This window comes from Xenophilus sp., assembly GCF_044462705.1.
GTDB classification, from domain to species: domain Bacteria; phylum Pseudomonadota; class Gammaproteobacteria; order Burkholderiales; family Burkholderiaceae_C; genus Xenophilus; species Xenophilus azovorans.
In genome coordinates this window covers 35,875-58,148 of sequence record NZ_JBIQNC010000007.1, presented here as the reverse complement: position 1 = coordinate 58,148, position 22,274 = coordinate 35,875, and the positions used below count along the sequence as shown (strand labels likewise).

Sequence of the window (22,274 nt, the reverse complement as noted above, 5' to 3'; positions counted from 1 at the left end):
GGCGATGCCGGCAGCGGCGGAAGGAAGAACGATGAAGAGCAACAAGCAGCGCCGCGCCGAGATCGTGGCCCGCCGTCTGGCGCGGGCCGACCGGCTGCGGGTGCAGATGAAGACCCCGCAGGACGCGCGCGGCTTTGCCGTGCAGCCCGGCTGCGTGCCGGCCGACACCGTCCTGCTGGCACGGCTGAACAACAGCTACGGCCTGCCGTCTTTCTACCTGGACCGGCCCTTCACCTGCCGCGACTGCGGCGCGCAGGCCGTCTGGACGGCGAAGCAGCAGAAGTGGTGGTACGAGGTGGTGCGGGCCCACATCGACAGCAGGGCCGTTCGCTGCCTGCCGTGCCGGCGTGCGCGCCGCACGGCGCTCGCGGCATCGCGCGCGGCGCCCGGCGCGAATCGGCTCGGCGACGAGGTGGCATGGCTGCGCGCCGTGAGCGCGGCGCCGCCGGACGCGCAGACCGAGGCGCGCGTGGAGGCCGCGCTGCGCAGCAAGTGGGACGGCGTGCGCAAGGTCGCCATCGAGGTGCTGGGCCGCTGGCGCCGCCCCGCCGACCTGCCGCGGCTGCGCGAGTGGGCGCACGACGAATCGCTGGGCCGCTGGAGCGCCGTGCGCCGCGCGGCCGCCGAGGCGCTGGCGGCGGCAAGCAACGAGAAGACGACATGACGAAGCGTGAAGACAACGAATTCCTGCGCTCGGCCCACCCGGTCGAGCCCGCCGTGCGGGCGCAGATCCTGGAGGAGCTGCGCGCCATCGAGGCACGCCACGAGGTGACCGTGCTGTTCGCCTGCGAGTCCGGCAGCCGCGGCTGGGGCTTCGCCTCGCCCGACAGCGACTACGACGTGCGCTTCATCTACGTGCACCGCCTGCCGTGGTACCTGACGGTGGCGCCCGGCCGCGACGTGATCGAGCTGCCGATCTCCGTGCCGAGCGTGGGGGCTCCGCCTCTGGACATCAACGGCTGGGAGCTGCGCAAGGCGCTGGGCCTGATGCGCGAGTCCAACCCCACGCTGCTGGAGTGGCTGCGCTCGCCCATCGTCTACCGCGAGGAGGCCGGGGCCATGGCGCGCTTCCGCACGCTGGCCGAGGCGGTCTACACGCGCCCGCGCGCCTGGCACCACTACCGCTCGATGGCGAAGAAGAACTTCCGCGAGCACCTGCAGGGCGAGGCGGTGCGCTTCAAGAAGTACCTGTACGTGCTGCGCCCGCTGCTGGCGGCGCGCTGGATCGCCGCCCGCGACGGCGTGCCGCCGATGCGCTTCGCCGAGCTGGCGCAGCAGGTGCTCGACGCGCGCGCCGACGCCGCGCTGATCGCCGAGATCGACGCGCTGCTGGAGGTGAAGATGCGCGCCGGCGAGGCGGCGACCAGCCCGCGCTGGCCGGGCATCCACGCCTTCATCGAGGCCGAGCTGGCGTCGCCGGCCGACGCGCCCCCGCCGGCGCCGTTCCGCGATGGCGCGGGCGCGCTCGACGCCTTCCTGCGCGACACCGTGCTGCGCTTCGGCGCGCCGGCGCAGGAGAAGGAGGAGGGCGCCGCATGATCGAACTCGACGGTTCCGAAGGCGAGGGCGGCGGCCAGATCCTGCGCACGGGCCTGGCGCTGGCGATGCTGGCGCAGCGGCCGCTCGCCATCGAGCGCATCCGCGCCGGCCGGCCCAAGCCCGGCCTGATGCGCCAGCACCTGGCCTGCGTGCAGGCGGCCGCGGCCGTGTGCGGCGCGCGGGTGCAGGGCGCCGAGCTGGGCGCGCAGGCGCTGCGCTTCGAGCCCGGCCCGGTGCGTGCCGGCGCCTACCGCTTCGCCATCGCCGGCGCGGGAAGCTGCCTGCTGGTGCTGCAGACCGTGCTGCCGGCGCTGCTGCTGGCGGACGGGCCGAGCACGCTGCACCTGAGCGGTGGCACCCACAACCCGTGGGCGCCGCCCTTCCACTTCGTCGAGCGCGCCTTCGCGCCGCTGGTGCGGCGCACGGGCGCGGAGCTGGACCTGACGCTGCGCCGCCACGGCTTCCACCCGGCCGGCGGCGGCGAGGTGCTGGCCACGGTCACGCCGGCGGCCGGCGCGCTGCAGCCCTTCGACCTGATGGCGCGCGGCGAGCTGCGCGAGGCCTGGGCCGACTGCCTGGCGCCGGGCCTGCCGCGGCGCATCGCCGCGCGCGAGCTGGCGGTGTTCGGCGAGGCGACCCGCTGGGCGCCGGAGCAGCTGCGCCACGGCGACGCGCGGCAGGACGAGGGGCCGGGCAACGCGCTGATGGCGACGCTGGTCCACGAGCACGCCACCGAGGTGTTCATGGCGCTGGGCGAGAAGTCGCTGCCCTCCGAGCAGGTGGCGCGCCGCCTGCTGGGCGAGATGCGCGCCTTCCAGGCCCGCCCCGCGGCGGCCGTCGGGCCGCACCTGGCCGACCAGCTCGCCCTGCTGCTGGCGCTGGCCGTGTGGCGCAGCGGCCGGCCGGCGCGCTTCAGCTGCAGCCAGGCGACGCCGCACCTGCGCACGCAGTGCGCGGTGATCCCGCGCGTGCTGCCGGTGACGGCGGCCATCGACGAGGCCGGCGCGGTGCCGGTGGTGCGGCTGGCGCCGGCCGGCTGAGCGCCGCGCCCCTCAGATCAGGTTGCGCATCGCCTCGGCCGTCTCGCGCAGCACCGGCAGCACGCGCGCGACCGCGCCGTCGCTGCTCTCGCGGCCCATCGGCATGGTGATGTTGAGCGCGCCCACCAGCTCGCCGTGCCGGTCCCGCAGCGGCACGGCGATGCCGCGCGAGTTCAGGTCGAGCTGCTGCTCCGACAGCGCCCAGCCCTGGGCGCGGATGCGCGCCAGCTCGCGTGCCAGCTGCTGCTTGCTGGCGATGGTGTGAGAGGTGAAGACCTGCAGCTCGTGCGTCGCCAGCCAGCGCCGGGTCTCCTCCTCGGGCCGCAGGGCCAGCATCAGCATGCCCGAGGCCGTGACCTGCGCCGCCACCCGCGCGCCCAGCACGTAGCCGGTGTTCATGCTGCGGTTGGGTCCGTTGCGGGCGATGTAGACCACCTCGTCGCCGTCCAGCACCGCCAGGTAGGCCGTCTCGTGCGTGCCGGCCGCCACGCGCTGCAGGAAGGGCTGCACGATGCGCGGCAGCCGTGCCGACTCGAGGTACGACTGGCCCAGCCGCAGCACCCGCGGCGTCAGCCAGAACAGCTTGCCGTCGGTCGCCACGTAGCCCATGTGCTGCAGCGTCAGCAGGTAGCGCCGCGCGGCGGTGCGGGTCATGCCGGTGCGCTGGCCGGCCTCGCTGGCGGTCATGCGCGGGTGGGCGTCGTCGAAGGCCTCGATGATGCCCACGCCGCGCTCCAGGCCGGCGATCCAGTCGCGCCGGTCCAGGCCCGGCGGGGCGTCGTCGTCGGAGGGCTTGGCGGAAGGCGCGGGCATGGTGGACAGTGTGCGCAGCGGCCCGCACCCTGCGGTGCCGGTCGGCTCAGGGGAAACCCTCTATGCGATCGATCATCGATCAAAAATGTTCGATTATCGAACGCGGCGATGCGGCCGGCCGATGCGCGCCCGGGCGCCGCTTCCTACAGTGCCTGCACGAACGCGGCAGGGCGCTTTTTCCGACGACTTCACCGCGAAAGGCAATTTCCCATGGCAGACATCCACGGCAACACGGACCTGTACCTGATCCCCGGCGACCCGGTGACCAACGTGCGCCTGCCGCGCATGTTCAACGCCGTGTTCGACCGCTGCGGCATCGCCGCGCGCATGCTGCCGGTGCAGGTGCGCGCCCGCGACTTCGCCGTGTGGCTCAAGGCCAGCTTCCTGGCGCGCAACGTCAAGGGCATGGTGATCGCGCCGCCGCACAAGCCGCTGGCGGTCGACCTGCTGGACGGCTGCGGCCTGTTCGCGCGCATCGCCGGCTCGGTCAACGTGGTGCGCCGCACGCACACCGGCGACCTGGAGGGCGACCTGTTCGACGGCGAGGGCATCGTCGGCGCGCTCGACCGCTTCGGCATCCCCTTCCGCGGCAGGCGCGTGCTGATCCTGGGCGCAGGCGTGAGCGCGGCGGCCATCGGCGTCTCGCTGGCCGAGGGCGGCGGCGACGACGGCGCCGGCCACATCGCCTTCTACGACCCGGCGCCGGGCAAGTCGGCCGGCGTGGCGGCGCGCATCGACGACGCCTTCGACGCCCGCGTGGTGGCGGTGCCCAACGCCGACCCGGCGGGCTACGACCTGGTCATCAACGGCACCTCGGTCGGCCTCTCTGAAGGCGACCCGCTGCCCTGCGACGTGGCGCGCATGGAGCCGCATGCGGCCCTGTTCGACATCCTGCTGCGCAATCAGCCCACGCCGCTGGTGCGCGCCGCGCGTGCGCGCGGCCTGCATGCGCAGCCCGGCTTCGAGATGCTGGTGCAGCAGATGGCGCACTACTTCGACTACTTCGCGCTGCCGCAGGCGGGCGCCCTGGTGCGCCAGGACGCCGACTTCCTGCGCGAGCTGATCTACCCGCCGGCGCTGGCCGGCGAAATCCGCAACCCCTGGCGCTACCCGGACGCGGGACCGCGCTGAAACCGGTGGCGGCGGCCCATGCCTTCGAAGGCCCGCCACCTCACCATCCACCCGGAGACAACATGAGCAGCACCGTCACGGCCCACGAGCCGCAGGGCAGGCACCAGTCGAAGAAGGCCGCGGCCAGCGGCTGGATCGGCTCGGCCCTCGAGTACTACGACTTCTTCATCTACGCCACCGCCGCCGCGCTGGTGTTCCCGCAGATCTTCTTTCCCAAGGGCGATCCGGCCATCGCCATCATCGCCTCGCTGGCCACCTACGGCGTGGGCTACGTGGCGCGGCCCATCGGCGCCTTCGTGCTGGGCCACCTGGGCGACACGCACGGGCGCAAGCAGGTGCTGGTGTGGTGCATGTTCCTGATGGGCTTCTCGACCATCGCGGTGGGCCTGCTGCCCACCTACGAGCAGGTCGGCCTGCTGGCGCCCACGCTGCTGGTGCTGATGCGGCTGATCCAGGGCTTCGCGGTGGCCGGCGAGATCTCGGGCGCCAGCTCGATGATCCTGGAGCACGCGCCCTTCGGCCGCCGCGGCTTCTTCGCCAGCTTCACGCTGCAGGGCGTGCAGGCGGGGCAGATCCTGGCCGCCGCCGTGTTCCTGCCCCTGGCGCACTACATGCCCACCGAGCAGTTCAACAGCTGGGGCTGGCGCATCCCCTTCATCCTGAGCTTCGTGGTCATCGTCGCCGGCTGGATCATCCGCCGCGAGGTGGCCGAGACGCCGGCCTTCACCGACAAGTCGGCGCTCAAGGAGCGCGCCCGCTCGCCCATCGTCGACGCCTTCAAGTACAGCACGCCCGACATGCTGCGCGTGGTGTGCATGGCGCTGATGAACGTGATCCCCGTGGTCGCCACCATCTTCGGCGCCGCCTACGCGGTGCAGCCGGCCTACGGCATCGGCTTCGAGAAGGACGTGTACCTGTGGATCCCCGTGCTGGGCAACATCCTGGCGGTGCTGGTGATCCCCTACGTGGGCAACCTGTCCGACCGCATCGGCCGCCGCCCGCCGATCATCGTCGGCTCGCTGCTGGCCGGGCTGCTGGCCTTCGGCTACCTCTACGCCATCAGCATCAAGAACGTGCCGCTGGCCATCTGCATGTCGCTCTTGATGTGGGGCATCGTCTACCAGGGCTACAACGCGGTGTTCCCCAGCTTCTACCCGGAGCTGTTCCCGACCCGCACCCGCGTGTCGGCCATGGCGATCTCGCAGAACCTCGGCACCGCCATCACCGCCATGCTGCCGGCGCTGTTCACGGCCGTCGCCCCGCCCGGCGCGTCGAACATCTGGCTCACGGTCGGCGCCATCGCCTTCGGCATCACCGTGATCGCCGCGCTGGCGGCGTTCAGCGCCCGCGAGACCTATCGCGTGCACATGAACGACCTGGGCAGGCCCGACGCGCAGCCGGTCGACAAGGCCGAGTACGACCGCCTGCGCGCCGCGTCGATGGCCGCCGCGCAGCCGGCCTGAGCCCGCCTTCGAGACCGGCGCCGCCATGTCCATCGACCTCGCCCGCTTCGGCTTCAACACCGTCACCATGGGCGGTGCGCTGGGCCACAAGCTCGACTGCATGAAGGCGGCGGGCTTCTCCGGCGTGGAGCTGTGGGCGCGCGACCTGGTCGCGCACCCGGGCGGCGTGGAGGAGGCGGCGCGCATCGTGAAGGCCAGCGGCCTGAAGGTCACCGACTTCCAGCCGCTGCGCGACTTCGAGTGCGCCCCCGACGCCATGCGCCCGCACCGCCTGGAGATGGCGCGCGAGCAGCTGCGCCAGATGGCGCTGGTGGGCGCCGACCTGCTGCTGGTGTGCTCCACCACCAGCCCGCTGGCCATCGACGACCCGGAGCGCGCCGCGGAAGACCTGCGCACGCTCGCCACGCTGGCCACGCCGCTGGGCATCCGCATCTGCTACGAGGCCCTGTCCTGGGGCCGGCACGTCAACCGCTGGCACCAGGCCTGGGACATCGTGCGCCGCTGCAACCGCAGCAACGTCGGCCTGAACCTCGACAGCTTCCACATGTCGGTGCACGGCGACGACACGCCCGAGACGCTGGCGCGGCTGGCCGAGGTGCCGGTGGAGAAGATCTTCCTGGTGCAGCTCGCGGACTACTTCTTCGAGTACAGCGACCGCCAGGCCGACATGATCGAGCTGGCGCGGCACCAGCGCCTGTTCCCCGGCGAGGGCCTGCACGACGTGCGCGACCTGGTGCAGCTGCTGGAAGACCGCGGCTACCGCGGCCACTACACCTTCGAGGTGTTCAACGACGACTACGTCAACTCCGACCCGATGGTGGTCGCGCAGCGCGGCATGAAGGCCGCGCGCCGGCTCAGCGAGAGCCACGTCGCGCGCTCCTGAGTCCTCACAGGCAATGCTTCCCATGATCTCCGGCAAGACCACCCTCATCGCGCACCTCGGCTACCCCACCGGGACCTTCAAGGCGCCCATGATCTACAACCCCTGGTTCGAGCAGCAGGGCATCGACGCGGTCGTGGTGCCGATGGGCGTCAAGGCCGAGGACTACGCCGCGGCGCTGCCGCAGATCATGCGCTTCACCAACCTGCGCGGCGCGCTGGTGACCATGCCGCACAAGATATCCACGCTGCGGCTGGTCGACGAGGCCACGCCGACGGCGCAGATCGCCGGCGCCTGCAACGCCATCCTCAAGCGGCCCGACGGCACGCTGCTGGGCGACATGTTCGACGGCGCCGGCTTCGTGCGCGGCGTCGAGCGCAAGGGCCGCAGCTTCCGCGGCGCGCGCGTGCTGGTGTCCGGCTCGGGCGGCGTGGGCTCGGCCATCGCCGCCTCCATCGCGGCCGCCGGCGCCGCCGAGCTGATGCTGTTCGACGCGCATGCCGGCGCGGCCGAGGCGCTGGCCGGCCGCCTGCGCGAGCACCATCCGCAACTGAAGGTGGACACTGGCGCCAACGACCCGGCCGGCTTCGACATCGTCGTCAACGCCACGCCGCTGGGCATGAAGGAGGGCGACCCGCTGCCCTTCGACATCGGCCGCATCGACCCGAAGACCTTCGTCGGCGAGGTGGTGATGAAGGCCGAGTACACGCCGCTGCTGCAGGCGGCGCGCGCGAAGGGCTGCGAAGTGCAGGTGGGCACCGACATGCTGTTCGAGCAGATCCCGGCCTACCTGGAGTTCTTCGGCTTCGGCACGACGACCGCGGAGGCGCTGCGCGCCGTCGCGAAGCTGCAGTACTGATTCGACGGGTGCACGCGCAGGCGGGCGCCCCGGCTGGTTCCACAACGAAGAAGGAGACACACGCCATGAGAAGACGCACGCTATCCGCCGTCATCGCCGCCGCGGCGCTGGCCGCCGCCGGCCTGGCCGGCGCCCAGGTGAAGGAGCGCACCATCAAGTTCGCCTTCCAGAACCAGACCGGCCACCCGCAGGCCCAGGGTGCGCAGAAGTTCGCCGACCTGGTGGCGCAGAAGTCCGGCGGCAGGATGAGCGTGAAGCTCTTCCCCGGCGGTACGCTGGGCGGCGACCTGCAGACCGTCTCGGCCCTGCAGGGCGGCACGGTGGAGATGACCGTGCTCAACGCCGGCATCCTGGCGGCGCAGGTCAAGGAGTTCGCGGTCTACGACTTCCCCTTCCTCTTCGCCAACGCGCAGGAGGCCGACGCCGTGGCCGACGGGCCCTTCGGCCGCAAGCTGCTGGGCATGCTCGACGCCCGCCAGCTGCACGGCCTGGGCTACTGGGACCTGGGCTTTCGCAACCTCACCAACGGCCGCCGGCCGATCGCCCGGGCCGAGGACATCGCGGGCCTGAAGATCCGCGTGATCCAGTCGCCGATCTACATCGACCTGTTCGCCGCGCTCGGCGCCAACGCCACGCCGATGCCCTTCCCCGAGCTGTTCCCGGCGCTGGAGCAGCGCGTGGTGGACGGCCAGGAGAACCCCAACACGGTGATCCTCTCGTCGCGCTTCGCGGAGGTGCAGAAGTACCTGACCGAGACGCGCCACATCTACAACCCGCAGGCGCTGGTCGTCAGCAAGCGCTTCTGGGATTCGCTCTCGGCCGAGGAGAAGAAGATCGTCGAGGCGGCCGCGGCCGAGGCGACGGTGTTCCAGCGGCAGGTCTCGCGCGGCGCGGCCGACAGCGCGCTGGCCGCGCTGAAGCAGGCCGGCATGACGGTCACCGAGCTGCCGCCGGCCGAGGTGGCGAAGCTGCGCGAGAAGGTCAGGCCGGTGATCGACAAGTACACCGCCAGCGTGGGCGAGGCCACCGTCAAGGAACTGATGGCCGAGATCGCCAAGGTGCGCAAGTAGCCCCCTCCACCTGCCGGAGGATGGCCGTGCCCGCCGGCCCGCCGAACAATGGCCCGCCATGCCGGCTGCCGCCCCCCTCTCCATCCGCGACGACGCCAGCCTCGTGCCCTCCGGCGCGGCGCTGGCGCGCGTGGCCGTGCTGGCGCCCCTGGCCGCGCCGCGGCTCGATGCGCTGGCCGCCCGCTGCCGGTGGCAGCGCCTGGCGCCCTGGGAGCCGCTGGACCTGCGTGAGGCGGGCGCCGACGCCGCGCACCTGCTGGTGGCCGGCCGCATGCGCCTGAGCCTGCGCACGGCCGAGGGCGTGCAGGTCGACCTGCAGGAGATCGGCGGCGGCGACCTGTTCGGCGAGTGGGCCGCCGCACCCGGCGCGGCGGCCCCGCCCGCCGAGGGCGTGGCCCTGTCCCGCTGCCTGGTGGCGACGCTGGACGGCGCCTGCTTCCGCGCGCTGCTGGAGGAGGAGCCGCGGGTCGCGCTGCGCTGCGCCGGCTCGCTCGCGGCGCAGTTGCGGCAGCTGTCCGAGCAGGTGCTCTCGCTGCACGCCGCCCGCTGACGCCCCCGGCGCCCTTCAGCGCCCGACCAGCGCCAGGTAGTCGGTGCGGGTGGCGCGCGACACCGAATCGAGCACCTGCACGTACGGCGTCTGGTGGCGCACCAGCAGCCGGGCCGAGGCCACCGCCTTCGAGCGGCAGAACCAGTGGCAGGTGTGCTGCATGAGCAGCAACTCGGCGCTCATCATGTAGGCCTGCGCCTTCGGGTCGAGCTGCGCGGCGTTGGCGGCCACCGCCTCGATGCCGCGCGCATGGACGGCGAAGACGCGCCGCACGTCGAACAGCCGCCGCGCCGGCAGCAGCGGCTGGGCGAAGGGCAGCCACAGCGGCAGCCGGCTCACCTGGGCCAGCGGCGCCTCCATGCGCTGCACGTCGGCGGCGAAGCGCGCGAACTGCTGCGCCAGCGACTGCTCCACGCCGCTGAGGATGCCGCGGATCTGGCGGCGGCGCTCGGGGTCGTTCTCGCCCAGCCAGCGCAGGTAGCCGTCGAGCAGCTGCTCCATCTGCCGCTCGATCTGGTAGGTGCCGAGGTAGCGGCCGAGCAGGGCGATGCGGCGCTGCTGCTCGCGCTGCTTGAGCACGTACAGGCCGGCGGCGAGGACGATCAGGACGAGGAGGATTTCCATGGCGGGCCGCGCGCCGGCACGGCGGCGGTGAGGGGACGGGGAGGGCGGGAAGAAAGGCGAGGAACGCAGTGTAGGCAACGCGCCGGGCGGGGCCGGCGGCGCGCTTCAGCGCTCTTCGCCGGCCGCGGCGGCAGGCGGCAGGGCGATGCCCGTTCCGTAGTGCTGCGCCTTGTCGGAGTACATGGCGCGGTCGGCCCGCAGCAGCGCGGCCTCCAGGCTCTCGCCGGGGCTGCACAGCGCGGCGCCGATGGCGAAGCTCAGCGCGTGGCCGCTGGTGCCGGCGTAGAACTGGTTGTTCACCTCCACCAGCGAGGCCAGGCGGTCGCGCACCGCCTGCACCGCGCGCTCGTCGCCGCCGGGCAGCAGGATGGCGAACTCGTCGCCGCCGATGCGCGCCACGCTGGCCGGCGCGTCCACGCACTTGCCCAGCACCTCGCCGGCGCGGCGCAGCAGCGCGTCGCCGGCGGCGTGGCTGACCTCGTCGTTGACGCGCTTGAGGCCGTTCATGTCGATCGCCATCACCGCCACCGGCCACGGCCCCTTGCGCGCCAGGCGCTTGATCTCCTCGGTGTACCAGGTGCGGTTGCGCAGCTGCGTGAGCACGTCGTGCGTGCCCAGGTATTCCAGGTACGCCTCGGCCCGCTTGCGCGCCGTGATGTCCACCAGCGAGACGAGCACCAGGTCCCAGCGCTGCATGTGCTCGGGCAGCACCGCGAGCTGCATGTGGATGTGGATCGCCTCGCCCGAGAGCGAGTGGTTCACCACCTCGCGCTGCTGCGTGGTGCGGCCGTCCCACAGGTCGCGCAACTGCTCGGCGAAGGAGTCATGCATCTCGCCCTGGAAGATGTCGGGCAGGCGGCGCAGCAGCTCGTCCTTGGAGGAGGCGCCGAACATGCGCAGCGTCTCCTCGTTCACGTCGAGCACGCGGATCTCCTGCATGCAGCGGCTGATGAACTCGGGGTGCACCTTCAGGAAGGTGCCGAAGTCGCGGATGCCCTGCACGCGCACTTCTTCCAGCAGCCGGCGGATGCCGCTGAAGTCCTCCACCCACAGCGACACCGGCGAGCGCTCGAACAGGCCGCGCGCATAGCGCTCGCTGCGCGCCAGCGCGGCAGCGGTGCGCGACTGCTCGGTGACGTCGTCCAGCGAGACCAGCACACGCCCCCACGTCTGCTCGTGGCCGGGCAGCACGCGCACCCGCACGTCGACCTCCAGGCGGCGGCCGTCCAGCGTGTAGTTGACGGTGCGGTCCTCGAAGTGCAGCGCGCCGCCCCACAACTGCTCCAGCTCGTGCAGCATGTGCTCGCCGGCGTCGTCGCGGAACACGTCGCCCATGCGGTCCACCAGCTCGTCGAGGCTGGCGGCGCCGAAGAGCTGCAGCGTGGCCTGGTTGACCTTGATCACCTTCAGCGCCGCGGTGCAGGCCGTCAGCCGCGACGGGTCCTGCGCCAGGTAGGCGCGCAGGTCCTGCACGCCCTGCGCGCGCCAGCCGTCGAACAGGCGCTTCAGGCCGCCGAAGTCCTCCAGCCAGAGCGAGACCGGGGCGAGATCGAACATCGACTGGTCGTCGTTGGGGGCAAGCATCGGCGGGGTCGGAGCGGGCATGGGAAAGGGGGGCGCGGGCCTTGTGATGCTATCAGCGGGGCCCGCCGGCGCAGGCGAGTACTTTTCTCTCATCGGCCGCGCGTGCCACTTGCCGGCACAATCCGGAGCCATCCGCCACGGCGCCGGCCGTTGGTCCTCCTGCCTCTTTTTTCAAGCATGACCGCGCCCCTGCGCCGCTGGCTCGCGCGCCGCCTTCTGCCCGTCTGCACGCTGCTGGCCGCGTGCGCCTGCGCCTCGGCCGCCGCCGACGGCGCGTGGCACCTGCGCGTGGTCGGCGGCACCGGCCGCTACGCGCAGCACGAGGCCCGCTTCTGGACTGAGGAGCTGCCCCGCCTGAGCCAGGGGCGCTTCCGCGCCAGCCTGATGCCCTTCGACCGCGCCGGCGTGCCGGGCCAGAAGATGCTGGACCTGATCTCGGTGGGCGTGGTGCCCCTGGGCACCGTGACGCTCGCCCACGTGGCCGGCGAGTGGCCCGAGCTGGCCATCCCCGACATGGCGGGCCTGAGCGGCGACCTGGCCTCGCTGCGCCGCATGGTGCAGGCCTTCCGTCCGGCGACGGAGCGCCTGCTGCGCGAGCGCTTCAACGCCCGCCTGCTGGCGGTGTACGTCTATCCGGCGCAGGTCTTCTTCTGCCGGCAGCCGATGCAGGCGCTGGCCGAGATCAAGGGCCGGCGCGTGCGCGTGTCGGGCTACTCGCAGGCCGACTTCGTGCGCGCGCTGGGCGCCGAGCCGGTGTTCACCGAGTTCAACGCGATGATGGGCATGATGGAATCCGATGGCATCGACTGCGCCATCACCGGCGCGATGGCGGGCAACGCCGTGGGCCTGCACCGCGTCACCGGCACGCTGTTCACCCAGCCGCTCAACTGGGGCCTGACCCTGTTCGCCGTCAACGAGGACGCGTGGGCCGCCTTCCCGCCCGAGCTGCAGGCGCTGCTGCTGGAGCACATGCCGCGGCTGGAGGCCCGCAACTGGGCCGAGTCGGACAGCGACGCGCTGGCCGGCGTGGCCTGCAACATCGGCGCCAGCACCTGCGAGCCGGCGCGCCGCGGGCGCATGCAGGCCCAGGCACCCGGCGTGGCCGACGAGCGCCTGCGCCGCGACATCCTCGCCAACGCGGTGCTGCCGGGCTGGATGCGCCGCTGCGGCAGCGCCTGCGCCGAGCTGTGGAACCAGACGCTGGCGCCCCTCGTCGGCCTGCGCGCGGGAGGCCGGCCATGAACCGGCGCGGCCAGTTCTACGCCGCGGCCGCCATCTTCGGCGCCGTGCTGCTCTTCGTGCTGGCCGTGGCGGCGGCCACGCGCTTCTTCGTGCTGCAGTCCAGGCAGGCCGCCGAGCAGGCCGCCGAGAACCAGCTGGCGCGCTTCACCCAGGGCGCGTCGGCGGCGCTCAACCAGATCCTGCTGGACATCGACCTGCGGCTGGCCGAGGCCGGCGCCGCCCTGCGCCAGGGCCCGGGCGCGCCGGCGCAGGCGGACGCCCTGCTGCGCGGCGTGACGCGCAGCGACCTGCTGGTGCAGTACGCCGCCCTGGTCTCGCCCGAGGGCCACGTGCTCGCCGCATCGGGCCGCAGCGGCGCCGAGCAGGCGCTGCAACTGCCCGACGGCTTCCTCGCGCGCGCGCTGGCGCAGCCGGTGGCGGGGCTGGTGGTCAGCGCGCCCGTGGTCAGCCCCGTGACGTCGCAGCAGGTGCTGTACCTCGGGCGGCCGCTGCGCCTGGGCGAGCAGGGCCGCGCCGTCGCCGTGGCCGAGGTGCAGGCCGCCTCGCTCCTGCGCATCATCAACCAGGGCGTGGACATCCGCGGGCTCGAGACCACGCTGGAGCGCGACAACGGCACGCTGCTGGCCAGCGCGCCGCTGGGCATGCGGACCGCCCGCGCGCTCGGCCGGCCGCTGCAGCCCGGCGGCGACGGCGGGCTGCTGCGGCGCTTGCCGGCCCGGCTGTCCGGCGTGCCGGCCATCGTGGCGGCGCGCGCCACGCTGCAGGACGGCCTGGTGGTGGCCGGCAGCCTGCCGATGGACGTGGTGCTGGCCGACTGGGCGCGCCAGCGCCGCCTGGCGCGCGGCGCGGCGGCCACCTTCATCCTGACGATCCTGGGCGTGGGCTGGCTCTCGTGGCGGCACTGGCGCGGACAGTGGCGCCAGCGCGAGCACCTGCGCCACTCCAAGGCCATGCTCGACCAGGCGCTGGAATCCATGTCCGACGGCTTCGTGCTGCTGGACGCCCAGGGCCGCGTGCTCAACTGGAACCGCCGCTTCGTCGAGCTGTTCCCGCGGGCCGAGCCGGCCATCGCCTCCGGCGCGCCCTTCGCCCCCATCGAGCAGGAACTGGCCCTGCAGGCCGCTGCGCAGGAGCCACCGCCGCCGCTGGTGCCCGGCGAGCAGGAACTGCACCTGCCCGACGGCCGCGTGCTGGTGATCGTGCGCAGCAGCACGCCCGCCGGCGGCCTGGTGTGCGTGTACCGCGACACCACCGAGAAGCGCCTGCAGATGGCCGACATCATCGAGAGCCGCGCCCAGTTGCAGGCCACGCTGGACGCGCTGCCCGACGCCCTGCTCGAACTCGACCTGGACGGCCTGTGCCTGCGCTTCCACGCCGCGCGCAGCACCTCGCTGGAGCTCGACGCGCCGGTGGGCCGCACCGTGGCCGAACTGCTGCCCGGCGAGCCCGGCGCGCAGATCATGGCGGCGGTGCGCGACGCCTACCTCGGCGGCGTGTCGACCGGCCGGCAGTTCGAGCACCGCGCGCTGCAGGGCACCGCCTGGTTCGAGGTGTCTGCCTCGCGCAAGAGCGCCGGCGAGGGCCGCGAGGCGCGCTTCATCGTCATCCTGCGCGACATCACCGAGCGCATGGCCGCCGCGCGCCAGATCGAGCACCTGGCCTTCTACGACAACCTCACCGGCCTGCCCAACCGCCGCCTGCTGCTGCACCGCCTGCAGTCGGCGCTGGACGGCAACCAGCGCCACCAGCGCCTGGGCGCGCTGCTGTTCCTGGACCTGGACAACTTCAAGACCCTCAACGACGCGCAGGGGCGCTCGGTGGGCGACCTGCTGCTCAAGCACACCGCCGAGCGCCTGACCCAGCTGCTGGGCGAGGGCGACACCGTGGCGCGCCTGGGCGGCGACGAGTTCATCGTGATGCTTGGCGCCGTCGGCACGCGGCCGGATGCCGCCGCGCTGCAGGTGCAGGCCTTCGGCGACGCCGTGCTGGCCGAGCTGGGCCGGCCGGTGCAGCTGCCCGGCCTGCTCTACCACGGCACCGCCAGCATCGGCGCCGCGCTCTTCGGCGCGCATGCCGTCTCGCTGGAAGACCTGCTCAAGCAGGCCGACATCGCGATGGTGCACGCCAAGAAGGCCGGCGGCGGCGTGCTGCGCTTCTTCGAGCCCGACATGCAGGCCAGCGTGGCCGCCCGCGCCGCGCTGGAAAGCGAGCTGCACGCAGCGCTGAAGTCGCGCCGGCAGTTCACGCTGCACTACCAGCGACAGGTGACGGCCGAGGGCCAGATCATCGGCGCCGAGGTGCTGATCCGCTGGAACCACCCGGAGCGCGGCCAGTTGCTGCCGGCCGCCTTCATCGACGTGGCCGAGGAGACCGGCCTGATCGTGCCCATCGGCCTGTGGGCGCTGGAGCAGGCCTGCCGCCAGCTCGACGAGTGGAGCCACCACCCGCGCCGCCGGCACCTGACGCTGGCCGTCAACGTCAGCGCGCGCCAGTTCCGCCGCGACGACTTCGCCGAGCAGGTGCGCGAGGTGCTGATCCGCACCGGCGCCGACCCCTCGCGCCTGAAGCTGGAGCTGACCGAGAGCCTGCTGCACGAGCAACTGGCCGAGACCGTCGCCAAGATGAAGTCGCTGGCCGCCATCGGCATCCGCTTCGCGATGGACGACTTCGGCACCGGCTACTCGTCGCTGTCGTACATGGCGCAACTGCCGCTGGCGCAGATCAAGATCGACAAGTTCTTCGTCGGCGGCATCGGCAACAACGCCAAGATCGAGCTGATCGTGCAGACCTTGATCGGCATGGCCGCCAACCTCGACCTGGAGATCGTCGCCGAGGGCGTGGAAACGCGCGAGCAGCTCGACTTCCTGGTGCGCCACGGCTGCCGCATGTACCAGGGCTTCTTCTTCGGCCGGCCGCTGACCTTCGAGGAGCTGGAGGGGCAGTTGGATGTGGAGTTGGCGCCGGATCTGGGGTGAGAGGCGGCGCGGAGCGTGTCGCTAGTTCAGACAAGCGACGACTTCAGACTGATCTCAGCCATTCGCGCGTCAACTCCTAAGTGTCCGCGGCCGCGATAACCGGTCATTGTCAATCCCCACTCTTGACCTACTGCTTCACTTTCGCAGCCGGCCGTTTGACGACGGCGCAAGCGGCGTGGTGGCGCGAACTACCACCTCTGTGGGCTGGGCCGAATCACGAACCGAGGCCCTCTTGCCCTGCAACCCGCCAGCGTCTCGCCTGCCCTGTTCCAAAATGCGTTGTTGCGACTATGCCGCCTAGGCGGACTGCTTCTCCGACGAGCCATGGTTCAGCCGTCAGCCACTGCGCTAGGACGAGTTTTGACGTCAACGTTAGCCAGCACGACGCATGCATTGGCGGGACCAGCCGATAGTGCATGTTGTCAACTGACGCCACGAGGCTTCGCCCACCAACATAAGAGAACGAGCACACAGACGTGAAAAGCGCTGGATTTAAATCGGAAGCAGCCCTAGTAAAGGCCATCATCGCCTGCGTAGCTCGCGCAAGGCGTCAAGAATATCGAGTGGAACTCGAGGTGGACGCCGGCGTGGGCGTCGCTGACCTTGTTCTAGCCAAACGCTCACCGCGCAGTACCAAAGCACTGCAGGCTGCCGCGATGGTTTCACCCCGTATTGCCGTTCTCCTCAGACAAGGCGTAGGAGACTCCATCAAGAGCCGCGCCGAGCTCGCAGCCTTTCTTGGCACTTCCGAAGGCGCCGCGCAGAGAGTTCTAGCGCAGCTTTCAGCAGCCGGCGTCGTAGTGCAGTCAAGGAATTCGTTGTCTATCTCGGGCCTTCGAACGCCTCCGTTCGAGCGGCTCATCGCAGTCGAGGCCAAGATAAGTGACTGGCAGCGCGTGCTGGGCCAAGCCTACAGGAATCTACAGTTCGCAGATGAGTCCTGGGTCGTACTGGACCACGCCTTCGCTCGGCCGGCCATTGCTCAGTTGGACCGTTTTCGAACCGCCGGCGTTGGCCTCGCTTCCGTCGAGCGCGGGCGAGGCCTGTTCATTCACCACGCCGCTGCAACGCAAGGTCCTATGAGCCTCGCCAAGCGATGGCAGGCACAGGCTGTGCTGTCGTCCCGTGCCCTTGCCCGCAAGATCGTTTCAGGCGCCAGATAGCACCCGTCGCCATTCTTGCAGGTGACTAGCTTGCCCATGCTTCTCGAGAGCAACGCCCATGCTGTCGATTTCTCGGTACGCCGCCAACGCGGCATCCACCTTGCGAATGAGCAATGCTCGACGCTCTGCGAGCGACAGAGGGAAAAGCTCGTCGACGTGGTCCTGCATGTTGCGGAAGTAGTGCTTGTACAGCGGTGGCTGATTGAAGGTCGGCTCGACCAAGCGAGCCAATGCCTCGTCCGCCCAGGGCGTCGGCCGATAGATCTGTTGCCACACGCGCGGCGTCCGGTCGCGGATTCGCTTGGCGTCCTCGAACTGCACCCAGTTGAGCAATCCAGCAAGGTAGATGCGTGCCTTAGGGCCTCGCCGCTCCCCTTCAGATTCTAGAAATTTATCCACCGAGAAGATGCGGGTGTTCTCGAACGCGCCCATGGTGATGGTGAGGTCACCGGCTGCGGAGTAGAGGAGCCCCTCAGTATTGGTGTAGCCCAAGACCAGACCCAGACCGGTGTTCAATACATCGGAGCAGAATGCCATGCAGTCGGTGAGGAACTGCGCATCTTGAATCTGTTTTGTGTTGCGATCGTGCTCGTACATCACATAGACCTCGTCGACATTCGGGAACGAGGTAATCCAGTTCAGGACGCGTCGGCGCCAGTCTGCGTCTTGGATCATGGGTGCCGTGAGGGCTACAGACAGACACAGAGGATGATCGCCAGCGTGCTCCAAGAAAGCATCGATGGTGAACATCCGCTGCTGGTCGAAGTATGAGGGGTACATCTGGTTGATATACCTGGTGGGCACGACGACCTTTCTAAATCCCTGAGCGATCTGAAAGTCGATGCAGGCTTTGGCAACCTCAGAGGCGTGCGCCACAAAAGTAGCAGTCTGAAATCCGCCATCGACCTGCTCCGGGAAGAAGGGATACGTCAGCAGCTTTGGCTTGCGTGAGCTGGGCAGATAGAACTGAGGATCGAAGATCGACGCCGCGCGAGTCGCAAACGGCAGCTTTTCCACAGTGGTCTTCGCTTGGTGCAGTGGGCTCAGGATAAGGCCGTCGCCACACCCGTCCGTCTGGAACGATTCGACATTCCAGTTGCTGTTGTGCCCTACCTGATGAAGTAGTCCCAGCGCCATTTTTGCTCCTTCTTTAATTCGCCAGTATTTCCTGCAGTTCTTCGATGAACAGCACTGGAGTGCGCTGCCGCTGCCACGGCACCTTTTTCATTGCTTTGGTCACGAAGTTAGAGAACACCGGTGACGCCCCTGCAACATTCTCCAACGGCGGGGGTTCGTGCCCGGCCGCAGCAATCATGATTTCGTGAATCTGCATGCCCGGCCTTGAGGCGAACGGTTCTACGCCGGCCATGAGTCGGTACATGACCACTCCGATAGAGAAAAAGTCCGTCTTGAAGGTCACTGCCTCCTTCTCGTTGGCCATCTGCTCGGGCGCGCCATACCCTGGGGTGAACGGGCCAGGACCAGGACCGTCATGCGTGACTCCGGGCGCGCCGGTCTCTCGCACGATCCCAAGGTCAATGACCACTACTTCACCCGAGGGCCGGATCAGCAAGTTCGCAGGCTTAATGTCGCGATGCACGAATCTGCGGTGATGGACCCACAATGGCAGTAGCGCGTTGGAGATGCCCAGCGCAAGCGTCGCGATGCCCCTCTCATCACCCTTGTACCTGTCCGTCAAGTCGCAAAGCGGCGTCGAGTCGACGAACTCCTCGACTGAGACGTACAACCGCTCGCCGAGACGCTCATCTGTTACCGGATTTTCAGTGAACAGGTTGCAGAACAGCAGCTTCGGGAAGTTGGCCGGTCTGACTTCCTCGAGGATGGCGGTTTCAGCTTGAAGTCTGGCCAGGGTGGTGTTGTCCGCCCCGGACACCACCTTCACGACGATTCGGCCCCATGCTTCCCAGCCGTGGAGAAACGGCCTCTGGTCCGGATCAGACCCATCTGGAGGCAAGACGTCTGCCGGAATATTGGCGTCAACGAAGTGCGCCAAATACACCACGCGCTGCCCCGACTCAGCGAGCGGCCTGTCGATCACAAGGCTCGGCAGGCAGGCGACCAGATCGTCGCGAAGCTGTAGCGAATCTCTTGGCACGGCGAGCCTCCTTGGCTCAGTTGAATCAGCCTCAGAACACCGAGGACAGCATCATAGACTTGTGTAACCAAAGATAACAGAATTGGCTTGGGGCGACTTAGAAAGCCCACTCTAGCCGGGACGCCGAACCGAACAATCCAGTCCGAGTGGTGGCGCTCGTGCGCAGCACCGATACCCCCTTTTGCCCACCTGAACTCATGTCGAGCATCTTCACCGAACGGACGGCGGAGTACGCCATCCTGCCGCCACTCCTCTCGTACCTGCGGCAGAGATTCGGCGCCGCAGTGCCGATGTACTTCTGGGCCACGCGCGAGGGAAACAGCGTTGCGCAGGAGCGGCATGCCAGCCATCGGTTCCGGGTGTTGGTTGTATTCGCTCGACGGCCCAAGGTTCTCGATGGACAGAACATGCTTGGGAAAATAAACCAAGAGCTGTTCGAGTTCGCGGACCGGGCTGCCGTGCACGGTTTACCTTGCGTCGCAGCCTTCCCAGCAGTCAGTGACCTCTTCGAACTCGGGCGCACCTTCAAAACCTACTGGTTTCCCCTCGCGCGACTTCCGCATCAAGACGTACTTTTCAAGGTCCACCTTTCAAGGCCAGACATGGGGCTGGAGCCCCTCGACGGATGCCAACTGCCGTCCTGGGCGCTCGAGGACGTTGGTGACTCTGTAGCAGCAGCATCGGTGCTGATTTGGCGTGATGCAATGCGGGCGATCCGAGATGTCCGGCATCCTCACCGAGTGATACCTGGCGTTGGGTTTTTCGGCGGAGGCGGCAGCTACATGCCCGTGTACGTCTTGGTCCCAGATTGACCCGCCATCCTCAAGTAGGTGGCACCGGTCGCGACGGGAACGATAGCGGTCGCTCAGCGATGACTACTGAGTGACGGTGATCGCTGCCACGCAGACATTGGTCTGAACAAGTCGCATGAGGTCATTCAAACGGAGACCAGTTTCGGTGCGTCCTTCAGCCTGATCAATGATGCTCCGTGCCCCGCCTCTGCACGCTTTCCCCGCCCTAGCGAGAATCGCCGGTCCGCCCGCCCGACCCGCCCCCGCCTTGTTCGCCTCCCTCCCCGTCCTCCACGACCCATTCTTCTACGCCGTCGCCGTCCCGGCCGTGCTGCTGCTGGGCATCAGCAAGAGCGGCTTCGGCGCCGGCTTCGGCTCGCTGGCGGTGCCGCTGATGGCGCTGGCGGTGCCGGTGCCGCAGGCGGCGGCGATCATGATGCCGCTGCTGTTCGTGATGGACGTGCTGGGTATCGCCGCCTACCGGCGCGACTTCGACCGCTCGCTGCTGGCCTTCCTGGTGCCCTGGGCGCTGGTGGGCACGGTGGTGGGCACGCTGCTGTTCCGCGCGATGCCTTCGGGCGTGGTGGCCGGCATCGTGGGGGTGTTCACGCTGCTGTTCCTGGCGCAGCGCCTGCTCTTTCCGCCGCGCCCCGGTGCCAAGCCGCCCTCGCGCGCGGCGGGCGCGCTGCTGACGGCGACCTCCGGCTTCACCAGCTTCATCGCGCACGCGGGCGGGCCGCCGCTGAACGCGTACGTCATCCCGCTCAAGCTGTCGCCGGTGGTGTTCACGGCCACCATGGCCTACCTGTTCTTCATCGTGAACCTGAGCAAGTGGGTGCCTTACGCCTGGCTGGGCCTGCTGGACGCCCGCAACCTGGCGACCTCGCTGGTGCTGATGCCGCTGGCGCCGCTGGGTGTGTGGGCCGGCGTGCGCGTCGCGCGCCGCATCGATCCCGTCTGGTTCTACCGCTGCGTCTACGCTGGCATGCTGCTCACCGGCCTGAAGCTGGTGTGGGACGGCTTCCTCGCCTGACGGCCTTCTTTCTTTTTTCCGTTCATCCTTTCTGGAGACTCCTCATGGCCTCTGCCGCCGCCTCCCTGTTCATCCTCACCGGCGCCTCGCGCGGCATGGGCCGCGCCATGGCCTCGCAGCTGCTCGCGCGCGGCAGCGGCGTGCAACTACTGTGCATTTCGCGGCGCACTGACGCGGCGCTGGAGGCCGAGGCCGCGCGCGCCGGCAGCCAGGTGGTGCAGTGGTCGCTGGATCTGGCCGACCCGGTGCCCGCGGCGCAGCAGCTCGGGCAGTGGCTGGCCGGGCTGGCCGGGCTGGACGGCGCGGCCTTTGGCGCCGCCACGCTGATCAACAACGCCGGCACCGTGGGCGATCCGGCGCCGCTGGCGCAGGCCGCGCTGCCGGCGCTGTCGCAGGCGCTGCGCGTGGGGCTGGAGGCGCCGCTGCTGCTGACGGCCGCTTTCCTGCACGCGACGGCCGGCTGGGCGGGGCGCCGGCAGGTGCTCAACATCTCTTCCGGGCTGGGCCGCAACGCGATGGGCAGCCAGGCGCCGTACTGCGCGGCCAAGGCGGGCATGGACCACTTCTCGCGCGCGGTGGCGCTGGAGTCGGGCGGCGCGCGCATCGTCTCGCTGGCGCCGGGCGTGATCGACACCGACATGCAGGTGCAACTGCGCAGCGCCGACGCGGCGTTGTTCCCGGACCGCGGGCGCTTCGAGAAGCTCAAGAGCGAGGGGATGCTCGATTCGCCCGAGTCGGCTGCGCGCAAGGTGCTGGCGTGGCTGGAGCGGCCGGACTTCGGCGATCAGCCGGTGGCCGACGTGCGCCAGGGCTGATCAAAGATAGATTTTCTGCAGCAGGCGGATCAGCGTCTCGCGCTCGCGTGCGGTGAGCTTGGCGCTGGCGTCCTGTTCGAGCTGGACGACGGCTTTTTCGGCCTCGCGCACCAGGTCCTCGCCGGCCTGTGTGAGGTGCAGGCCGACGGCGCGCCCGTCGTACGGGTGGGGGCGCCGCTCGATCAGGCCGCGCTTGTCCATGCCGGCCACGATGTTGACGAAGTTGGGCGGCAGGATGTCGAGCTTGGCGCACAACTGGCGCGAGGTGGCGCCCGGGTTGTGTGCCAGCAGCGAGAGCACGGAGAAGTCCACCGGCTTGAGGCCGTAGTCGGCCATGCGTTCGGCGAACACGGCGCTGATGACCAGGTAGGCGCGCCGCGTGTTGTAGCCGACCAGGCTTTCGAGCAGGCCGCTGTCCAGCGGATCGGGGGTGTTGGCGGAGCGGGGGGTGCCGGGCGCTGTTTTTCTTGTCGTCGATGTCGATGCCATGGCGCGCAGGCTACCGTAGCCCGGCCGCCGCGCACGCAGGGCTTCCCTGGGGGTGGGGGCGTCGGACGGGCTCACCGGAATACCTTCGCGCTACGGC

At 70.0% G+C, this 22,274-nt stretch carries 21 protein-coding genes; 15 read left to right on the top strand and 6 right to left on the bottom strand.

All coding sequences use genetic code 11. The features are described 5' to 3' along the window. The first annotated feature begins 31 nt into the window (after positions 1 to 31). The 3 genes from ACIY1X_RS02870 to rtcA are packed head-to-tail and all read left to right on the top strand — an operon-like array spanning position 32 to position 2,579. The gene (locus ACIY1X_RS02870; RefSeq protein WP_038212463.1) at positions 32 to 664 is read left to right on the top strand and encodes a zinc-ribbon domain containing protein; all 633 of its coding nucleotides are present in this window, start codon (positions 32 to 34) and stop codon (positions 662 to 664) included. After that, positions 661 to 1,539 (top strand): nucleotidyltransferase domain-containing protein, encoded by an 879-nt coding sequence (locus tag ACIY1X_RS02865; protein WP_399677850.1) that lies wholly within the window; start codon positions 661 to 663, stop codon positions 1,537 to 1,539. The genes ACIY1X_RS02870 and ACIY1X_RS02865 overlap by 4 nt, the downstream gene beginning before the upstream one ends. Further along, positions 1,536 to 2,579, top strand: a complete 1,044-nt coding sequence (gene rtcA, locus ACIY1X_RS02860; protein WP_399677849.1) for an RNA 3'-terminal phosphate cyclase — start codon at positions 1,536 to 1,538, stop codon at positions 2,577 to 2,579. Before ACIY1X_RS02865 ends, rtcA begins: the two co-directional genes overlap by 4 nt. Before the next feature lie 12 nt (positions 2,580 to 2,591). On the opposite strand, the gene ACIY1X_RS02855 is transcribed toward rtcA, so the two are convergent. Next, complete coding sequence (locus ACIY1X_RS02855; protein WP_399677847.1) at positions 2,592 to 3,392, bottom strand: IclR family transcriptional regulator C-terminal domain-containing protein; 801 nt, start codon at positions 3,390 to 3,392, stop codon at positions 2,592 to 2,594. A gap of 210 nt (positions 3,393 to 3,602) precedes the next feature. Here ACIY1X_RS02855 and ACIY1X_RS02850 point away from each other — a divergent pair, with 210 nt between their 5' ends. From ACIY1X_RS02850 to ACIY1X_RS02825, 6 genes are all read left to right on the top strand, one after another. Then, positions 3,603 to 4,523 (top strand): shikimate dehydrogenase family protein, encoded by a 921-nt coding sequence (locus tag ACIY1X_RS02850; RefSeq protein WP_399677845.1) that lies wholly within the window; start codon positions 3,603 to 3,605, stop codon positions 4,521 to 4,523. Between the two features lie 62 nt (positions 4,524 to 4,585). Further along, entirely contained in the window at positions 4,586 to 5,986 is a 1,401-nt protein-coding gene (locus ACIY1X_RS02845) for an MFS transporter (protein WP_399677843.1), read from the top strand. Between the two features lie 25 nt (positions 5,987 to 6,011). After that, positions 6,012 to 6,869, top strand: a complete 858-nt coding sequence (locus ACIY1X_RS02840) for a sugar phosphate isomerase/epimerase (protein ID WP_084217334.1) — start codon at positions 6,012 to 6,014, stop codon at positions 6,867 to 6,869. A gap of 22 nt (positions 6,870 to 6,891) precedes the next feature. Beyond that, the gene (locus ACIY1X_RS02835) at positions 6,892 to 7,725 is read left to right on the top strand and encodes a shikimate dehydrogenase (RefSeq protein ID WP_038212510.1); all 834 of its coding nucleotides are present in this window, start codon (positions 6,892 to 6,894) and stop codon (positions 7,723 to 7,725) included. A gap of 65 nt (positions 7,726 to 7,790) precedes the next feature. Continuing rightward, positions 7,791 to 8,795, top strand: a complete 1,005-nt coding sequence (locus ACIY1X_RS02830) for a TRAP transporter substrate-binding protein (RefSeq protein WP_399677841.1) — start codon at positions 7,791 to 7,793, stop codon at positions 8,793 to 8,795. Positions 8,796 to 8,853: 58 nt separating this feature from the next. Continuing rightward, positions 8,854 to 9,345, top strand: coding sequence for a cyclic nucleotide-binding domain-containing protein (locus ACIY1X_RS02825; protein ID WP_399677839.1), 492 nt, complete (start codon positions 8,854 to 8,856; stop codon positions 9,343 to 9,345). Between the two features lie 15 nt (positions 9,346 to 9,360). Here the strand turns inward: ACIY1X_RS02825 and ACIY1X_RS02820 are convergent, their stop codons facing one another. Both ACIY1X_RS02820 and ACIY1X_RS02815 read right to left on the bottom strand, forming a co-directional pair. Beyond that, positions 9,361 to 9,969, bottom strand: a complete 609-nt coding sequence (locus tag ACIY1X_RS02820) for a hypothetical protein (RefSeq protein ID WP_399677838.1) — start codon at positions 9,967 to 9,969, stop codon at positions 9,361 to 9,363. Positions 9,970 to 10,074: 105 nt separating this feature from the next. Beyond that, entirely contained in the window at positions 10,075 to 11,574 is a 1,500-nt protein-coding gene (locus tag ACIY1X_RS02815) for a diguanylate cyclase domain-containing protein (RefSeq protein WP_051953850.1), read from the bottom strand. A 156-nt stretch (positions 11,575 to 11,730) separates the two neighbouring features. On the opposite strand from ACIY1X_RS02815, the gene dctP reads away from it, so the two are divergent. The 3 genes from dctP to ACIY1X_RS02800 all read left to right on the top strand — a co-directional run bounded on the left by dctP (position 11,731) and on the right by ACIY1X_RS02800 (position 16,933). Further along, entirely contained in the window at positions 11,731 to 12,795 is a 1,065-nt protein-coding gene (gene dctP / locus ACIY1X_RS02810; RefSeq protein ID WP_399677836.1) for a TRAP transporter substrate-binding protein DctP, read from the top strand. Beyond that, positions 12,792 to 15,770: an EAL domain-containing protein gene (locus ACIY1X_RS02805; protein WP_399677835.1), complete on the top strand. Its 2,979-nt coding sequence runs from the start codon at positions 12,792 to 12,794 to the stop codon at positions 15,768 to 15,770. Before dctP ends, ACIY1X_RS02805 begins: the two co-directional genes overlap by 4 nt. Before the next feature lie 563 nt (positions 15,771 to 16,333). Next, positions 16,334 to 16,933, top strand: a complete 600-nt coding sequence (locus ACIY1X_RS02800; protein WP_399677833.1) for a hypothetical protein — start codon at positions 16,334 to 16,336, stop codon at positions 16,931 to 16,933. On the opposite strand, the gene ACIY1X_RS02795 is transcribed toward ACIY1X_RS02800, so the two are convergent. Further along, positions 16,919 to 18,070, bottom strand: coding sequence for a hypothetical protein (locus ACIY1X_RS02795; protein WP_399677831.1), 1,152 nt, complete (start codon positions 18,068 to 18,070; stop codon positions 16,919 to 16,921). The genes ACIY1X_RS02800 and ACIY1X_RS02795 overlap by 15 nt on opposite strands. Before the next feature lie 13 nt (positions 18,071 to 18,083). Continuing rightward, positions 18,084 to 19,049, bottom strand: coding sequence for a serine/threonine protein kinase (locus ACIY1X_RS02790; RefSeq protein ID WP_399677830.1), 966 nt, complete (start codon positions 19,047 to 19,049; stop codon positions 18,084 to 18,086). Between the two features lie 197 nt (positions 19,050 to 19,246). Between ACIY1X_RS02790 and ACIY1X_RS02785 the strand changes: the two genes are divergently transcribed. The 3 genes from ACIY1X_RS02785 (at position 19,247) to ACIY1X_RS02775 (ending at position 21,688) form a co-directional block, all read left to right on the top strand. Next, complete coding sequence (locus tag ACIY1X_RS02785) at positions 19,247 to 19,861, top strand: hypothetical protein (RefSeq protein WP_399677829.1); 615 nt, start codon at positions 19,247 to 19,249, stop codon at positions 19,859 to 19,861. A gap of 247 nt (positions 19,862 to 20,108) precedes the next feature. Beyond that, positions 20,109 to 20,873, top strand: a complete 765-nt coding sequence (locus ACIY1X_RS02780; protein WP_399677827.1) for a sulfite exporter TauE/SafE family protein — start codon at positions 20,109 to 20,111, stop codon at positions 20,871 to 20,873. A gap of 44 nt (positions 20,874 to 20,917) precedes the next feature. Further along, on the top strand, positions 20,918 to 21,688 hold the full coding sequence (locus ACIY1X_RS02775; RefSeq protein WP_399677826.1) for an SDR family NAD(P)-dependent oxidoreductase: 771 nt from the start codon (positions 20,918 to 20,920) through the stop codon (positions 21,686 to 21,688). Here ACIY1X_RS02775 and ACIY1X_RS02770 read toward each other — a convergent pair whose 3' ends face one another. Then, a complete protein-coding gene (locus tag ACIY1X_RS02770; RefSeq protein WP_399677824.1) occupies positions 21,689 to 22,177 on the bottom strand; it encodes a MarR family winged helix-turn-helix transcriptional regulator in 489 nt (162 codons plus the stop codon). Positions 22,178 to 22,274 lie beyond the last annotated feature (97 nt).

Coding starts and splice junctions, on each gene's coding strand:
- ACIY1X_RS02870 (WP_038212463.1), top strand. CDS start 32: ATGAAGAGCAACAAGCAGCGCCGCGCCGAGATCGTGGCCCGCCGTCTG.
- ACIY1X_RS02865 (WP_399677850.1), top strand. CDS start 661: ATGACGAAGCGTGAAGACAACGAATTCCTGCGCTCGGCCCACCCGGTC.
- rtcA (WP_399677849.1), top strand. CDS start 1,536: ATGATCGAACTCGACGGTTCCGAAGGCGAGGGCGGCGGCCAGATCCTG.
- ACIY1X_RS02855 (WP_399677847.1), bottom strand. CDS start 3,392: ATGCCCGCGCCTTCCGCCAAGCCCTCCGACGACGACGCCCCGCCGGGC.
- ACIY1X_RS02850 (WP_399677845.1), top strand. CDS start 3,603: ATGGCAGACATCCACGGCAACACGGACCTGTACCTGATCCCCGGCGAC.
- ACIY1X_RS02845 (WP_399677843.1), top strand. CDS start 4,586: ATGAGCAGCACCGTCACGGCCCACGAGCCGCAGGGCAGGCACCAGTCG.
- ACIY1X_RS02840 (WP_084217334.1), top strand. CDS start 6,012: ATGTCCATCGACCTCGCCCGCTTCGGCTTCAACACCGTCACCATGGGC.
- ACIY1X_RS02835 (WP_038212510.1), top strand. CDS start 6,892: ATGATCTCCGGCAAGACCACCCTCATCGCGCACCTCGGCTACCCCACC.
- ACIY1X_RS02830 (WP_399677841.1), top strand. CDS start 7,791: ATGAGAAGACGCACGCTATCCGCCGTCATCGCCGCCGCGGCGCTGGCC.
- ACIY1X_RS02825 (WP_399677839.1), top strand. CDS start 8,854: ATGCCGGCTGCCGCCCCCCTCTCCATCCGCGACGACGCCAGCCTCGTG.
- ACIY1X_RS02820 (WP_399677838.1), bottom strand. CDS start 9,969: ATGGAAATCCTCCTCGTCCTGATCGTCCTCGCCGCCGGCCTGTACGTG.
- ACIY1X_RS02815 (WP_051953850.1), bottom strand. CDS start 11,574: ATGCCCGCTCCGACCCCGCCGATGCTTGCCCCCAACGACGACCAGTCG.
- dctP (WP_399677836.1), top strand. CDS start 11,731: ATGACCGCGCCCCTGCGCCGCTGGCTCGCGCGCCGCCTTCTGCCCGTC.
- ACIY1X_RS02805 (WP_399677835.1), top strand. CDS start 12,792: ATGAACCGGCGCGGCCAGTTCTACGCCGCGGCCGCCATCTTCGGCGCC.
- ACIY1X_RS02795 (WP_399677831.1), bottom strand. CDS start 18,070: ATGGCGCTGGGACTACTTCATCAGGTAGGGCACAACAGCAACTGGAAT.
- ACIY1X_RS02785 (WP_399677829.1), top strand. CDS start 19,247: ATGTCGAGCATCTTCACCGAACGGACGGCGGAGTACGCCATCCTGCCG.
- ACIY1X_RS02775 (WP_399677826.1), top strand. CDS start 20,918: ATGGCCTCTGCCGCCGCCTCCCTGTTCATCCTCACCGGCGCCTCGCGC.
- ACIY1X_RS02770 (WP_399677824.1), bottom strand. CDS start 22,177: ATGGCATCGACATCGACGACAAGAAAAACAGCGCCCGGCACCCCCCGC.